Genomic DNA, 16,652 nt, shown 5'->3' with positions numbered 1-16,652 from the left:
GGAAGAAAGAAGGTGGCAACTATATTAGCTACCACCATTGTATCATTAACTTGCTACCTGTTCAGGTACAGAAGCAAGTCGGTATTCGGTTTTATATTTCATCATGCCATAGATGATGTTTATTAGCCTTCTCATAATACAAATGATTGCCTGTTTCTTCTTTTTGCCTTCATTCAATCGCTTCTCATAGTAAGCATGGAATAACGGATTGAGCGGCTTCTTGGACGTTCTAGCGGTCTGCACTTGTCTAACTGCTAGCCCCCACAAGATTTTGTTTAAGGCTCTGTTTCCCTGCCGCTGATTGCGGTCTTTACCTCTGCCGCCGCTACTCATTTGACTTGGAGTAAGCCCTGCATACTTAGCTAGCTTGTCAGCACTGCTAAAACGTGCAATATCTCCAATTTCAGCCACAATAGCAGAAGCTGTAACATTCTCAATTCCAGTGAAAGTGTTCAACTTGAAGTCTAGCTTCTGCATGATTTCACGGATGTTTTCCTCCACATCGTTCATTTCACGGTGAACATCACGAGTCTGATTCACATGGCTTCGGACAAGAAAATCACGGTATTCCTGACCGTTCCTTTTCGTATTTCCGTCCGCTTGAACGCCTTCGAGTATTAAGGTTGCTTTCTTGGTCGAACACACGTTATTACTATTTTCCCGTAGAAACTGTGTCAGGTCATCCAGTGTCACGCCTTCAAGCAAGTAGGGTGAAGGATACTCATGCCAAAAGGCTAAAGCTGTTCTTCCGTCCACTTCGGAGAAGAATTTGTTATAGCTTGGATAGTTGTAGCTTAACTGCGTGTGAAGTTGATTCTTGAGCATGACGAGAGTATCCCGTAAGCTGTACCGCCGCATGACTAGCTGTTTTAGAATCCAGTAATCATCTTGTGGGTGTGCGTTTGGCAATCTGTCCAGTTCATCAAGAAGTAGTTTCGCAATATTCTCCGCATCCCAACTATCATGCTTCTCCGTCATGGCATAACTTTTACGCTTCCAATTGGATAGAGCGGCATTTACTTCTTTGACAAGGAAATGTTTCTCGACCAAATAAACGGCTAATGACCTTCCGTAGCCGCCCCACGTCCTCTAGTCCAAATACAATCGTCATGCCTTCCTGTACATGCTTCTTAACTTTGTTGACTACTGCCGAGAAAGCCAAGGGTTTATTCTCGAACTCAATGACCTCTAGCTTCTCATTCCAACAATTAATAACCACAGCGGTATGCATCCGCTTATGTAAATCAACGCCAACATAGATGAATTGCTCTTTCCGATGTCTCATTTTGAGTATCCCCCTTAGCCCTTATAGCGTTTAGGGAAAAAGAATAGCCGCATCGTCTGTTTAGTATTCGCCCGAAGGCGTACATTGAAGGGTAAGCGTGTCCATTCTTCCTCTACAAACGCTATAAGATGGCTTGATGTAATCCTGTTGTAGTAATACCGCCATACTGATACTGACCTGCATAGAACTCCTTGCGGTCTAATATCCGTTTGACTTGTACTTTCGTGAACTGCTTGCCTTGCTGTGTCGTAAAACCTTCCTGATTCAGTTGAAATGCGATTTCAGATAATGTCCAATTCGGGTATTGTTCCCGTATGTCAAAGAGCCGTTTTACTGCTTGGGCTTGTTTGTCGTTTACTTCAATGACTTTGTTACCTTTACGGGCTTTGTAGCCGAACGCGGCTCTACCTCCTGCATAGCCGCCTTGCTGTGCCTTCTTGTTACGTCCTCGGCTTAATTTCATACTAATTTCAAGGCGTTGGTAAGCGTCTAGCAGTTCCATTAGCCCATTAATCAGGAAGTCAGAAGGGTCTTTCTTGTAGATAGAGTAAGTCGGCTGTTCGATGCTTCTTACGTCTACGCCATACTTCTTAAACTCCCTATGAACCAGTACCTTTACGATATCAGACCGCCATAAACGGCTTGTATTGAGAACGACGACTGCATCAATGGTTTGGGTAGAGAGGGCGGCTAACATGCTCTGGAAGCCAATTCTGTCCACCTCAAGGGTTTCTTCGTCAACTTTCGCCCCCGATATGCCCTCATCCGTGTAAATATGAATTAAGTTCCATCCTTGCTGTTGACAATAGGAACGGATTTCATCCTGTTGGTAGGTTAAACTGTAACCATCTTTGGCTTGTCCAGTTGTTGACACTCTGACGTAACCGATGACATTCCTCATCATTTCGCCACCCCCTCACCATGCTTGATGTCACAAGCTACAAATGCTTGGGCTAGCTTGAGATGGAAAAACTCCAAACGCAAGTTAATCTCCAAACGATGAAGGGGGAGCAATAGTTCTTCTACGGTCAGACGATGGAAATTTGCTCCTTCGCTTGCTGTGAAATCAAACAAGACGGATTGATACGCTTCACAAGTTTTAATTTGTTGCTCAAGCATGACTTGTTCCGAACGTAGCTGTTCCTGTTTCTTTATCAAGTGATTCATGTTGTTTCCTCCCCCACCGTTACGATAATCAAGGTTATCGTAACGTTTAACCGAATCAACAACCTCATTATATAACGCTTAACCGAAACGCGCAATGACTTTCTGCTATCACGGTGATATAATCGTTTCATAATTAGTACGGTTAAGCGTTACCGTTAGGAGGGTAAGCATGGCAATTCGAGTAAAGTTACGCCAGTTGTTAGAGCAGAAGGAAATATCTCAACGAGAACTGGCACGTTTGACAGGGTTACGGGCAAGCACAATTAATCACCTATGTTCTGACAATGTCGACAGGGTTTACTTAGAGACACTAGAACTCGTTTGTAAGACACTGAACATCGGCATTGAAGAACTAATAGATATTGATTAAACAGTTCTCACCGCCCACGGCGACAACAGCGGAATCTCTGAACATTCATGTAAAGAGAAGTTCGCCCTCTTTACCAACTATTAATCAGGAATCTCCCAAAACTTGCAGACCGCCAACGGCGTGTCTGCTGTTTCTTTTTCAAATGATTTTTCTCTTGATTCTTCTTTAATAGGTTATTGTTTATGATTCTTATTAGTGAGACAATCTGACGGTTTATCGCAGACTTTACGTCTCATACTCAGACTCTCTGTCATTGTTAACCGTATATCAGTCTAAATTGTAGACAGATTGTCTAGAGTATCAATTTCAAGGCTTTGACAGACTGTATGACGGTTATCTGGACATAGAGTCTGACACAATAACAGACACACCATTATTGACCGTTTACATCAAGTGGAAATCGCTTGGTAAACGCTGTTGTTAGGAATTGGGCATAACTGTCCAATGTTTCCTTCTCAGCAAATTTGTCTAGTGAAGAGCGTCATTTGAAGTCGGGTAGTATACGCTTTGTAATCATCGCTTTTAACTATCCCCTGAACCCATAACGTCAGTTCTCTTTCGTTTACCTGCTTCCTCACACCACCGATAAACTCATGCGTCTTTTCCGACATCAGCAAGTACGGGTGGGAATGAAGATAGTTTGGTAGGTAATACGTATTGTTCTTACGGAACTGACTTACCAGAATCATGCTCTTATCCGCTATCCCCGATATGGCGTTCCACCGACTTTGAACTGCACCCGATATTTCTTGCAATCATTTCAATGGTGGGGTAACACTGATTCTTGTCGCTCATATAAGCGATAAGATCAATCAATATCAGCTTTTCATACTGGCTCAAACTGTAACAGCGATGAATTTTATGCGGCAAGATAGTATATCCCTTGTGTTGTCCAGTAAAGCTACTTTCTTTGGCTACCTCGTCCATGTACGAATTAGCGGCTTTGTTACTTTTAGTCAACCAGAAGTCGTTTATCTTTGTCCTCATATTTAGTTCCTTCCTTCTGCAATCGTTGTCTGTACCACCCTGCGGCGGCATATGAGATTGGCAAGACGGCTAGCCTTCACGTTGCCTTACCCGTTATATGTCAACTGGCACGTTACCAGATTATCTTTTCAGGGTAATCATCGCTTCTTATGTCCTGATTGTTGCGGAACAAATTAAAAGTTTTTATCCGCCGCTCATACTGTAGTGGTAGGGCTATGTTATTGATAAGTTACAAATCTGATTCAACTTAAAAAGACCGCTCATGGCGGTCATCTACAGACTCTATTTATTTTGGAAAAACCGTGAGAAAACAAAGCTAATGTTTTTGAATCCCAATACGGTGGTATCTGATAATTTGGGGGATCATATGTAAGTAGTAACTTGTATAGTTAGGGTATAATCGTCAACACTTGAACGAGTACGTACATCCATATTTAGAGGAATTTCATATGGGGCTGATGAGGGTTAAGTTCGATTGAACTTAGCCGCCCGATTCATTCGGCACTGGGTGGGGGTTAAAAGAAAGACCTTGAGGATTACAGCCCCCAAGGTCTAATAATTAGGTAATATTTAATTCTGTTTTCATAACTTCAAGTGATTTAATAATGTCTTTTATTTGTTCAGACGATAGTTCAAGAACATTGGCACTATAATGTTCAAGAAATTCGCTAAAAGGCGTAATTTTTTCATCCTCAGTAGGTTCTACATAATGCCATCTATAGCTTGGACTAACTTCAATATATAATTTTTCATTTTTTCGATATATCCATGTTTGGAATTCTCTTGTTGACCACATCCAATAGTTGCTGAATATATCTTCCTCATCATCTTCTGCCGTATCTGCTAAGTTGTTTGTCCAGATATTCCAAGCCTCCCCTAGATTACCCACCTCCATATCAGAATATAGTTCAACTTGATTTTTCAAACTGTTGTATAAAGTAATTATCGCTTCTTGTATTACATCATCAAAAACACGTTGTTTCCCATGACTATCTTCAAAGAACACAGTTACATTATCAAATTTATTAGTTACTTGCCCTTCCGATAGAAATTGAAAACTAGCATTGTTAGTAAATTGAATAGAAAAATAATTACTCATTTATAATCTTTCCTTTCTTAGTAACCAATCCTGCTTTCCTAAGAATAGCTTGCATGTTTTGATCGAGTTCGCCCCATGACCTGACGTGACCATGATAAAGCCCGTCACTAGTCTTATCCAGTACAACAAATTCCCCGTCACTTATTCCTATTCTTCGGTCGGTATTTGGCCCAATAGATAGTGAATTGTCCAAAGCTGTTTGTCCATCATTAGGTGCTTTATTCTTCACTCCGTTATTGGTTTTTCCATGGTAATCGGCATTTTCAAACTTTCCAAATGGACAGTTTGAATTATGCACCCAAATTCCAAGGTCACTAACGAAATAGGTATGGAATCCATCGACCGTCATGTTGTAAACCGTGACATGCTTGTGTTCCAGTTCAATACTCTCAATCTTGAGTGTATTCCCGTCACTCTGAACAAGCAAGTCACCAACTTGAAGGTCTTTGACGAACGTCCATCCTTTGTCCTTCACATAGAACGGGTGATTAAAGGTCGATTCAATCGTCTGACCGCCCACATGGATGTTATAAATCTCATCAGTTTCGTGATTGAACGTTGCCGTAACCTCTTTATACGCTACCTCGCCAGTCTCTTCATCCTTGGAAAGAACCTTATCTCCGACTTGAATGTCTTCGATATTCTTCTCCCCTTCGTCTGTTTGAACCTTAGTTCCAGCAGTAAAGCAGTTACATGGATTTAAGGCTTTTTCGATTTTTAGTACTTTTGCTAATTTCGGCGCTTTAGCAATAATTTTTGCTGCAAGTGCACTACTACCTGCTCCTCCTGTCGCTACCGTCACAGCCAAGTCTGCTACTGCTAATATAGCTTTTCCAAAATACTCCCCGTACGTTTCATCTTCTTCTTGTGTCCCTTTATTGTTATATATGTGGTTGAAATTCTGATAAAGATGGACGAAAGGTGTGATGTACTCTTCTGCGAGTACACCCTTCAAATCATCAAATCCAATATCTCCGCCAACTAACGCTTTCGTAAATTCCCACATACCCTCATACGTATTCCAATCAGCTAAGGAACTAATATTATCGACAGCATTATTCCATAAATACGAACTTGCTCCTTTTGTGACATTCCATGACGTGGTCAAGCTTATATTTCCACTTGGATCAACATATAACAGTGGATTATTACTTACATAAGCATACCTATTCTGGCTCTGCGGATTCCCTAATGTGCCCTTATACGTATCCTCACTAATAAACCGCCCTAACTCCGGTTTATAGTATCTTGCTCTAGCATAAGACATCCCACTATAATAATCATACCCTAATCCCGTATATCCGAAAAGGTTATCCAGTCCCGGCCAGTTGACGTCAAATTTCTTCGCATCTGTTGGAATACCGAATTCATCGTAGTGGTAGCGTGATGATACGCGTCCATCCTTCTCGATCAAGCCTACCGCACTGCCTAAAGCATCGTTTAAATACCATAGCGTTCTCGGTGCTACGCCCTTTTCAGCTCCTGCTGTACCGTCATGAGGATCCCAGCCGTTATTGGCATCATAGGCGGGCAGATACGTCATGCTGATACGTTCTCCACCTGCTCCATAAGTATAGGATTCTTTCCAGCGGTAAAAGTCGTTAGCTCCGCTTAACTGATCTTTATCCGTTACTTGGAGCGGTTCAGGATTTGCCAAGCTTACATCATTGGTATAGTTGAACTCCCAATGTTTCTTCTTGAATTGCTTCTCCCAGCCTTCACGCGGGCCTCCTGGGTGCATATCTGGGTATGGCTCTTCTACCTGTCCGCATTTTTTTGCTAGACCCGGAGGAATGAAACCAGGTGGTACTTCATGACATTTGTTTTTACCATTGCCATTACCGTTACCATTGCCATTGCCGTTTCCGTTGTTTCCATTACCATTACCATTACCATTTCCGTTTCCATTATTGCCATTGCCGTTATTACCATTACTGTTACCTTGTCCGTTTCCACCTACGCTGTGATCCGTCGGACCATGGTCAACATCAACGATCATCTTCGTGCGGTTGCCATCCCCATCATAGAAGAATTGAGAGATGTCTTTCTTCGCGCTGCGATGCTGCTTCAGGCGATTAGCCGAATCCCAGATGTATTCTTCGATTAGCTCCGGGGAAGCATTACTGCTTGCACTCCGTAAGGACGGGTTACTGCCATATACACCGTTCGTAACCGATCCTGATCCATACACTTGGCTGAGCACCGTTGGATTGATCAAGCTTGTTATTGACTCATCATCATCGTCATTTTCCAACCCCATTACGCGCAACAAATTGCCTCGTGGATCATACGTAAAATCCTTGTAGTTGCTTCCGCTTTGCCAATGGAGCAGTTTATCGGCAGAATCATACGTATAAGCTTCAGTATTTGACAACGAATCCCATACACTTTGTTTCGTTAGACGATTACCCACTGCATCATAGCCATAGTTCGTTAACGATGGCGTTGCTGCTGTCTGACTATTGTATTGCTTTACTTGCGTCAATTGGTTAAGCGCATCATAAGCGTACTCGGTAATCATCGATTCGGAATGTTCACCGCTATCCGTATCATCTTCATCGTTACCGTCTTCCACTCGTTCCAAACGTGAACGGTTCCCTACAGGGTCATACTCATATCGGAGGTGCTCTACGACTTTACCAAATTGGTTTGCGTGACGCAGATCCCGTACTTGACCAAGCGAGTCATACTGGTAAGTGCTAACACCTTGCGTCGGCAGTTTCTTCTCAGTCATTAAACCACGCTTATCGTACGTGTAGCTGGTAGTTAAACCACTTGCATCGGTGACGCCCGTCATGCGATCCATCAGGTCATACTGATACGTGACAGCTGTCTGATCCGGATAAACGACTTTGCTCCGCTGACCGGTAGGCGTCCACTCGTAGCCAATGGTTTGGTTTGCGCCATTCGTAACCTTAGTCAAACGATTCAATGCATCATACGCATATGAGGTCGTTCCGGTCGAATCGTTCATGGACGTTCGTCTACCGATGGTATCGTACGCATAGTTAACCTTTTTCCCATCGGAGTAGCCGATTTCTTTCAATCGGTTCATCGGATCATATTGATAGGCCGTTAGCTTGTTATCCGGATACTGGATATGATCCACATTGCCATTGCTATCATAGCTTAGCTGTGTAAGTTGATTCAGCGGATTCATCTCTTTAACAAGTTGGTTCCGGTTGTTATACTCATATCCCGTTACCCGCATGAGAGCATCGGTTTTACTCGTTATATTCCCTACTGCGTCATAAGCATAGCTTGTTTTTGCTTGTAAGGCATTCGTTACCGATGTTAACCTGCCAAGTGGATCATATGCATAGCTCGTTGTTTGCTGCTTGGCGTCCGTTATACTTTTCAAACGACCCAGCGGATCATAGTTCATCGAAGTTGCCTGGTTCATCGCGTCTACTATCGACGTAACAAAACCTAAAGCATTATAACCGTACTGGGTCGTTGCTCCCGACTCATCCGAGGATGTGCGGACACGTCCCAATTCATCTCGCTCTAGAGATGTCGTATTGCCGAGCGGATCCTTCGTGCTTGTCAACAATCCACGAGCATCGTAGAACATTTCCCACACAGCGCCACCCGGTTTGATCGTTTTGGTTAAACGTCCGGCTTTATCATATTCAAAAGATGTTGAGAAATTCAGCGCATCCGTTACTTTAATTAAGCGGCCTATTGCGTCATAGCCATATTTTGTGCCATGTCCTAATGCATTCGTTTCATTAATTAAGCGGCCCACGTGATCATATGTATAGGTAGTTATAGCGCCTGAGGCATCCTTTACTTGATCAGGTAAATTCCGTTCATCATAATGAATCTCCGTAATGCCGCCCTTCGGATCCTTGGTCCAAGTGAGGTTGCCATTGCCGTCATATCTGAATTCCGTCACTAACGTAATGTCTTTACCTTGTTCGTTCTTATCCTTAACGATCATGGTCTCCATATGGTTAACGTTATTATATAGATACTCGGTCTCCGCTCCATTAGGAGCTAATTTCCGCTTCATATTTCCTACAGCATCATAAAAGAATTCTGTCGTATGCGATAGATCGTCCGTTACGGTTTTGATGCGATTAAATTCATAGGTGAAGTGCGTTTCTGCACCGGCAGCATCCTTATGGTATTTCAGATTGCTGTCTTTATCGTATTGAAACTCTTCCCGATTGTGAAGCGCATCGATCTTGGCTGTGACACGGTCGCGCGAGTCATATTCCATTGAACTGACTTGACCCAATGCGTCTACAATTTCCGTCACCCGATTAAGACTATCCCGTTGTAGGTGCTTCTTGTACCCAAGCGGATCGGTTACAAATTCTACAAATCCATTACTGTAGTTAGAAAGTACCACGGTCTCGCCCTTGGGATTGACGATGCTTGTTGGAACACCTCGTCCATCTCGTTGAATTCGGTTTACTTCACTCAGCGCATTGGTGATTGTGTCCATATTGCCTTTGCCGTCATAACCGATGAAGGTTTTGCTTCCAAGCGCATCCGTAATTTCATCCGGTTTGTTGAAGGCGTTGTAATGCATGGTCGTTGTATGATTTAGCGGATCAATGCTCTGCTGCAAATTCCCATTAGAATCATAAACGTATCTCCACGGCTTGCCTCTACGATCTATTTTAAGCGTCATATTATCGTTACTGTCATATTCAAAACGTTCTGATGTACCATCAGGATAACGAATAGCCGTTTGGCGGAACCTTTCGTCGTATTCGAACGTTTTTAATCTGCCTAAGGAGTCTTTAGTGACGGTTCGATGTTCCTCTGGGAAATACTGCACTTCTCCGTCTGCACCGTAAAAATCCGTTTGGAAAACGACACGTCCCTGATCGTCATACGTATTTTTCAACGTCGATGTTGCATTTGGATTCACGATCTCTTCCAGTTGATGCTTCTTATTGTATCTAAACTGGAGAACACCTTGATCCGGCAATTGGATCGTTTTCAGATCATGAGTCAGTTCGTCGTACTCATAAGTCACCTGTCGACCAGTGTGATCCGTTAACGATTTGATCTTTCCGCTTTTTTCGTAATTTATATCAATTGATGCCCCATCCGTTGCTACCTTGATTAATGAACTTCCTTTGTAAGTTAACTGCGTCTGGTTTCCGTTCGTATCTTGTATCCGGTATAGCATACCGTCCTGACGGAAAAGGTAGTTCCATCCTTGTGGAGTAATCATTTGGTACGTGCCATCCAAAAGCTTGGAAATCTGGTTATACGTTCCCGCCGGGGTTTGGTAAGTCCCATTTCCTTTAGGCGTATAGAAGTAAGCCGCTCCATCCGGCGTAATGAGGTAGAAATTACCTTGGTCGCGATGTTCGATTCGCCATTCGTAGGTGTGATGCCATCCGTAACCAACTGCTCCATCATACGTATCACGGCTATGGTAGGTAACTCCAAACTCAAGCGGCATTACTGCTTGCAAAGACATGTTCGTATGGTGGAAATCAAAGTCACCCGTGGCCAAGTTAATGGGATCCCACCAAGATGGCTTATGGAAGCCCCGATTATGAGTAATTTGTTCAAGTTTTAAGTCGTCATTAAATTCTTTATAAGAAATTTTTCCAGCGATCTTCGGTTCTTCAATAATTAAGTTCCAACCGAGAGGAATCGTTCCAGGACAGTTTTGATTGTCCAAACAGACACTTAGAGGCCGAGTGCCGCCATACGGTTTAGATAAGTTGTAGAATGCAATGCTACGTGATCCCTCAACTAACTTATCCAAGCTTTCCGTTTTGTAATAATAACCAGCTAGTGCATCCCACGTTATATTCCATTCCGGTGCTACATAACGAAGGTACTTCACAATCGGGGACACTCCCGATTTGTTTTTCTGCGCATTCTCCGTATTGTAATACGGATTGCTTGAAAGGCGTTCCACTTTACCCGAAATATTGGCGATTTCGTAAGGGTTTAACTCCAACTCATACGACCACTCCCGAATATACTTTTCCGGCTTGTTGTCATCCCGAAATGGGAATTCAGGAAAGAAATTAGAGAAATTCTTCCCTTTTGCCCATGTCAAATGACTGCCGTCATTCTGCCCTATTTCATCAAATGGAACGATAATCGGAACGGCATTCGTAATGCGTGTTCCCGGTACTTGTTGATCGTTCTCATCTCGAATGGTGTACTGGATATCTAAGAAAACCTCAGTCCCTCTCTCTGCAACCCCGCGGATCACATGTTTGGTTTTCGTCAGCTCCTGGTTAGGGGCAACCTCGATATACCCCGGCGCAGGAGGATTAGGATTCTCTACCGTCACATTGATTTGCCCGAAGTATTCACGGGACTTGTCTTGCGGAATATTACAAACCGTATGCGTTCCAAGATTTGCAGGAGTGTTACCGAAATGGCCGTCCCAGAAATACTTATACGTCAATGGTTCTGTCCCTTGGCTAGCTGTTGCGATATGCTCGATTGGGTATGGTTCAGGTATGACTTTTGGAACGGGTGGTCCTTCAGGTACCGGTAGGTAGATGGTTTTGAATCCTGGCTTGCACGTATCGATTGAAGTGTTGTGCTCTTCATCGGAATAACTCCAAGTTAAGGAGGTCCCCTGACGATAAACCGTATTAAATTTAACGGGATTTGCGTTCAAACCGACAGTATTTGCGTATGCTTTCTTTGCCCCTCCACCCGGAAATAGCGGGATTCCGGACAAAGCAATCGTAACAGCAAGCGCAGAAGCGAGCACACTTTTCCAATTTCGTTTCATTTATTTACAACCTCCTTGTGATTAAATTTTATTTACAGCTTTTGTTGCCGATCCAAGAATCTATAAATAATGGCCGCCGCTTCAGCTCGGGTCGAAGTCTGCCTCGGCTTTAACTTGCCATCGCTTCCTTCGATCAGTCCATCATGGGTCAATAGTGCAGCATAAGATCGGGCCCAATCGCTAAGTTCTCCAGCATCGCCGTAGCTTAGTCCCTTGGTTATCTCAGATTCACTCAAAGTTCGAGCTGCCTGCTCCTGCCCCATCGCTCGTGCAAGCATAACTATCATTTGTTCGCGAGTTAATGATCCATCGGGCTCAAACCGCCCGTCACTCCCTTCGACAAGACCGAACTTCGCCGCCCTCTCGATCCAGCCCGCCGCCCAATGAGTGGCATTCACATCGGCAAAAACTCGACCTTCCACCTTGCCTGGCTGTTCACCAAGTGCAGCAGTTAGAAGCTTAACGAACTGTGCCCGTGTAAGCACCTCATCTGGGGCGTATTCTGTCTCTGTCATGCCATTAACTATACCCCGCGCAGCCAATGGCTCAATCACTTCCCGAGCCCAATGTCTTTCGGCATCGCAAAAGGACACGTCGTTCAAAATTAATGCATAGACGCCGGAGCTCGGAATATCTGCTGTAACCATCGATCCCGATAGTTGCCCATTTAGTCGAATCCATGATTGGGCTGTATCATCAAAACGGTAAACTAACAGTTTCCGCTGCTCAAGTAGCGTTAATGCTACCGGATCATAGCCAAAAGCCAGCTTGAGATTACCGGGGTGCTCGCCTTCAATTCCAGATACGGACCAAATGCCAGAAACAAACTGTAAGTGATAGCTACCATTAGCAGCGAGCGCCCACGCATCTTGTTTCTCTTCGAGCTTGAGTCTCACAGAAGTATTGCCCGTCAGAACACCTTTTGTCACCGTTAGCTCAACGCGACCGTCCAAGGCATCAAGCTTTCCGCCCTCAGAGCCAATCATCTTCGATACGTCGGTCTTCGACGAAGCAACCTGAGCGTAATCACCCGAAACCGGCTGAGTCACAATCCGCGTCATTGTGCGGTACGAAATCATCCCATCCAGACGCTTCAGGACAAGCTGATTCTGAACAAAAGCGTACGCATCAAAGGCCGTATTCCCTCTTTCCATCGCATAAGTCTCATTCAAGAGCAGATTAACCCCGTTCAGTTGAGGCGTCCCACCTTGATCCTGGATCCAGGCTGCATACTGATCCCCGATATAGAGTCGCGGATATTCGCTGGTTTTTTTCGTTTGCGGTGTCAGATCCTTTAGTACCGGAACGTTTGGATTCGACACATCGAGCCGAATAATTTTCGTGCGGAATTCCGAATCAGACTGTTTAATGATCGCGTAGGTTCCATTGAATGCAGCATCCATTACGAATTGACCCGTGGGCAAAGGTAACACTGAAATCGTGTCTGCTGTAACCAAACGATGAAGACTTAGGCCCCCGTTCGCTACATTCGTAAACAGCACCTTGCCTTTGGAAACAATTGGATAACGCCCACTGCCGAACTGTGTTTCTTTATTGAGGCTAAGGTTGTAATGAAACATCTTAAAGTCCGTCGACTCGAACCAAACGATATCCTCCCCATCCATCGAGAGGCGGGGGATACTCCCCATATTGCTGCTGAGTTGCTTTTCCGTACCTTCAGAGATGTTAATCCCCCAAACCGCCCACCCTCCGGTATCTGTACCACTCGTACGACGATCTATCCAAGCAACATACACCGAGCTATTTACAGTTTCCGAAACAACCGGATCAGACTTCAAGGAATCAGCTGTAGTTAATTGCTTTGTTTCTCCTGATTGCAAGCTGCGGTAAAAGACTTGCGGGATTCCCTTGTCGTCGCCTTGCATCCAGACCATGTGTTGACCGGATACATAAGCTCGTTCATTTGGAGCCTTAACCGGACTTACTTGATCGGTTGACTCGTAGCGTACTTCGGCCCAAGCCGATGTCGGAAGCGCCACCAAGGTGAATATAAGCACAAGTGTCAGTAATGACCACTGATATGATTTACACAGAAATTGTTTGATCCACATTTAACTTTTCTTCCTCTCTTTTAGACAATAAAAACCAAGCCCCTTAAGGTAACCCGACTATCGTCCCATGAGGTGTGACTCATGGCTTAGACCCGTGGTTTTGCGTCTCTACCTTTTGATCGATTTTCCTTTGTTCAATGTTGCTAGAATTATAATATCGCTCGTTCTAAGCCTCAGGCTTACCCAGCTTAAATTTTCCCTGAAATTTCACTATGCCATCTTTATCATATAAAGCGCCTTGTCCATCAGGAAAACCATTGAGAAAATCTCCTTCGTAACGTTCCCCGTTCACGTAATAATACGTTCCTTTTACAAGATAGTGATGTTCGTACTGACCTTCGGCTTTCAGATTTCCGTTCTCATAATACTCTTTGCCTGCTCCACTCCGAGCGCCGTTCACGAACGGTCCTACATAAGACTTAGCTCCGGATGGATAATAATCAATCCCATTGCCATTCCGATTGCCTTTCTTATATTCCCCTTCTCGTTGAAGAAGGCCATTGGCGTCATATTCCTTACCGTTACCATCTTCCATGCTTTGTACAAAGCCACCCTCATATTTAAGCTTTCCACCCACATAATATTTTCCATGTCCGCTGAAGTAACCATCTTTCATCTCCCCCTCATATACCGGACGACCTTGGATGTACACCTTCCCTTTTCCGGTAAGACTTCCAAAAACCTCCTGACCCTCGTACTTCAAAAACCCGCTGTCATCGTACTTACGAATAACGCCGTTAGGCAATCCCCTTGTAAATTGCCCGGTAATAATCTCACCCGTACGATCTTCTCCGAACAAGAAGCCTTCGAAATACATAGTGCCCCAACCCGTAACCTCATCGTTTTTAAATTCAGCATCGTACCATAGCGATCCGTCATTACGGTAAAGCTTGCCTTTACCATTCATTTTGCCGTCTTTGAGTTGACCCTCGTACATTAACTTACCATCTTTGTAAAACAGCTTCCCTTCCGTACTCGCGTCATATAGGTATACCGCCTTCAAGTTGGCATCCCATAGTACTTTACGCCCAGTTGCTTCACCGACAAAACGCAGCGGAACTAACGTATAGCCTTTATTTGAATAGGGTGCAACCGGCATTTCGATGGGTTGCTCATTGATGGATGCTGACAAGCTCCCCAGCTGCAAGCTGAGCGATTGTCCTTCCTTTTGTCCCGTTACCCTCCGTGCGTTTTCGTCCCATTGAATGGTTAAGCCAAGCTTTTCAAAAATAGTACGAAACTCAACCGTCGTGTAATTGTCATGCAGAGCAGGCTGCTCGTTAAATTTCAGTTCTTCTCCGTCAAGAAATACGCGAATCGGATCCTCCGCAATAGTTTGCTTGATTCTCTTGTTCACCCAGTACTCACGCAGAGGAACATCGGCAACGTCGTGTAGAAAGATTGCATAGATTCCCGGTTTCTCAATTGCTGTATGAATCACATTGGAATTGTCCCCCAATAGCCCCCCCATATAAATCCATGAGTCAGACTCCAGTCGGTAAATACCAAGCTTATCCCGTAATTTATGCGGTACTCTGCTCTCCATATAAGACATATTAAGCTGGATTTCTAACACCGTTTGATCCGGAAAATCGATATTCCACGGCAAGCTGACCATCATCTGTCCGCTCTGCATCGCCTTTGTGAGTTCCAAATTCTTGTCTTCCGCTGGTGCCAGCTTAATTTTGCCTAAAGTATCCTCGAATGCATGTGGCGGTACGTCCAAGCTCACACTTTTATCAGAGGATGCAGGATGACCCTCTACTTGAGAATTACTTTGTCTAAGTTCTTTGTATGTAAGCCCTTCTTTATAAAACCGTGTATCAAATTCAACAGCTTGAGGCCTTTGCTTGACATCTGGTACAGCGGACGCAAGAGTTTCTTTCTTCGCCGTGGGTGTACCGCTTACTTGCAGCGCACGCAGCAAAATGTTCCCATCATTGCCCTGAAGCGCAACTTGATCCTTGTAAATTCCGAGCACCATAGACTCTGTGGTGTCGTTCGCGATAACGGTTGATTCCCCGTATGTAAGGTCTGCAGCTGCAATCATGCTAGTCTTTCCGTCCTCCGATGCTTGCCTCCAAACTACGAGATTACTACTAATGTCCAGTATCGTGGGCCAGGAAGTGATTTTATCCATTTTCTTCTGGGCTAGCACCGTAGGTACGGCATTCAACTCATCCACATTCATCATTCTGACTTGAACTTCGTGTTCGTTAACTTGCTGAGACCATACGACCACTTTTCCATTGAACTTAAAATTGACGATAAATCCATCTGCAGGTTCTTTGATCGTCCTCGTGGTGTCGGTAGCGCGGTCATATAACAGCAAACTCCCTTTCCCATCCTGCATGATGATTTTTCCGTCCGCGACCTGTGGATAACGCCCTTTAACCAACTGTTTCGTCTGTTTCGACTCTATATCGTAAACATATATGTAGCTGTCCGTCTTATTCATATAAGCTGCATATCGCCCGTCTGTCGTGAGGTTTTCAACCGTAGTATGGTTTATAATCGATTCCGACTCACCTGTACGGAGGTTAAGCAGTATCACTTCACTCCGACCGGCAGAATATACTGCATAATCGCCTCCTGCCCATAGATCGCTTTTGTTTGTTTTCGTGTCGGTCAGCTGTTTCGTTTCCCCCGTGTCCAAATTACGGTAAAATATTTGATACAAATTCGTTGCATCACTACCAATCCAAACCAGTTCATCGCCCGAAATAAAAGAATTATTATAAGATTTACGTACAGGAGCAGCATAGGAAGTTTGTATATCCGTAACTTTGACCGTCTGGTCAGCTAAAGCTGTATTCCCCTCTCCTAGACTTGAGAGCAACATGGCCATTAAGCATCCTAATACCATGTTTTTCAAATGTGCTTTGATCATTTCTCCAGCTCCTATCACATAGAAAGTTTTTTAAGACAATAAAAAACCA

The 16,652-nt window shown here is 44.1% G+C and carries 9 protein-coding genes, 1 pseudogene and 1 riboswitch; of the genes and pseudogenes, 1 reads left to right on the top strand and 9 read right to left on the bottom strand.

The genetic code is table 11. The annotated features are described in order from the left end of the window. Positions 1-45 precede the first annotated feature (45 nt). The 3 genes and pseudogenes from ACBP55_RS02745 to ACBP55_RS02735 form a co-directional block, all read right to left on the bottom strand. Positions 46-1,285, bottom strand: a pseudogene (locus ACBP55_RS02745) (IS110 family RNA-guided transposase). A gap of 121 nt (positions 1,286-1,406) precedes the next feature. Then, positions 1,407-2,186 (bottom strand): recombinase family protein, encoded by a 780-nt coding sequence (locus tag ACBP55_RS02740; RefSeq protein ID WP_464653212.1) that lies wholly within the window; start codon positions 2,184-2,186, stop codon positions 1,407-1,409. Further along, positions 2,186-2,452, bottom strand: coding sequence for a hypothetical protein (locus ACBP55_RS02735; protein ID WP_464649589.1), 267 nt, complete (start codon positions 2,450-2,452; stop codon positions 2,186-2,188). Before ACBP55_RS02735 ends, ACBP55_RS02740 begins: the two co-directional genes overlap by 1 nt. A gap of 169 nt (positions 2,453-2,621) precedes the next feature. On the opposite strand from ACBP55_RS02735, the gene ACBP55_RS02730 reads away from it, so the two are divergent. Beyond that, a complete protein-coding gene (locus ACBP55_RS02730; protein ID WP_464649587.1) occupies positions 2,622-2,822 on the top strand; it encodes a helix-turn-helix domain-containing protein in 201 nt (66 codons plus the stop codon). 455 nt (positions 2,823-3,277) lie between these two features. On the opposite strand, the gene ACBP55_RS02725 is transcribed toward ACBP55_RS02730, so the two are convergent. From ACBP55_RS02725 to ACBP55_RS02700, 6 genes are all read right to left on the bottom strand, one after another. After that, a complete protein-coding gene (locus ACBP55_RS02725) occupies positions 3,278-3,511 on the bottom strand; it encodes a hypothetical protein (RefSeq protein WP_464649585.1) in 234 nt (77 codons plus the stop codon). Positions 3,512-3,515: 4 nt separating this feature from the next. Further along, the gene (locus ACBP55_RS02720) at positions 3,516-3,809 is read right to left on the bottom strand and encodes a helix-turn-helix domain-containing protein (RefSeq protein ID WP_464649584.1); all 294 of its coding nucleotides are present in this window, start codon (positions 3,807-3,809) and stop codon (positions 3,516-3,518) included. A gap of 559 nt (positions 3,810-4,368) precedes the next feature. Beyond that, a complete protein-coding gene (locus ACBP55_RS02715; RefSeq protein ID WP_464649582.1) occupies positions 4,369-4,908 on the bottom strand; it encodes a hypothetical protein in 540 nt (179 codons plus the stop codon). Next, on the bottom strand, positions 4,901-11,641 hold the full coding sequence (locus ACBP55_RS02710; protein ID WP_464649580.1) for a polymorphic toxin-type HINT domain-containing protein: 6,741 nt from the start codon (positions 11,639-11,641) through the stop codon (positions 4,901-4,903). The genes ACBP55_RS02715 and ACBP55_RS02710 overlap by 8 nt, the downstream gene beginning before the upstream one ends. Before the next feature lie 32 nt (positions 11,642-11,673). Beyond that, positions 11,674-13,713, bottom strand: coding sequence for an S-layer homology domain-containing protein (locus tag ACBP55_RS02705; RefSeq protein WP_464649579.1), 2,040 nt, complete (start codon positions 13,711-13,713; stop codon positions 11,674-11,676). Positions 13,714-13,757: 44 nt separating this feature from the next. Further along, a riboswitch (cyclic di-GMP riboswitch) is annotated at positions 13,758-13,852 on the bottom strand. A 27-nt stretch (positions 13,853-13,879) separates the two neighbouring features. Next, complete coding sequence (locus tag ACBP55_RS02700; RefSeq protein WP_464649577.1) at positions 13,880-16,603, bottom strand: stalk domain-containing protein; 2,724 nt, start codon at positions 16,601-16,603, stop codon at positions 13,880-13,882. Positions 16,604-16,652 lie beyond the last annotated feature (49 nt).

It is taken from the genome of Paenibacillus sp. WG02 (assembly GCF_055396115.1).
This window is presented reverse-complemented; position numbering and strand designations above follow the sequence as displayed.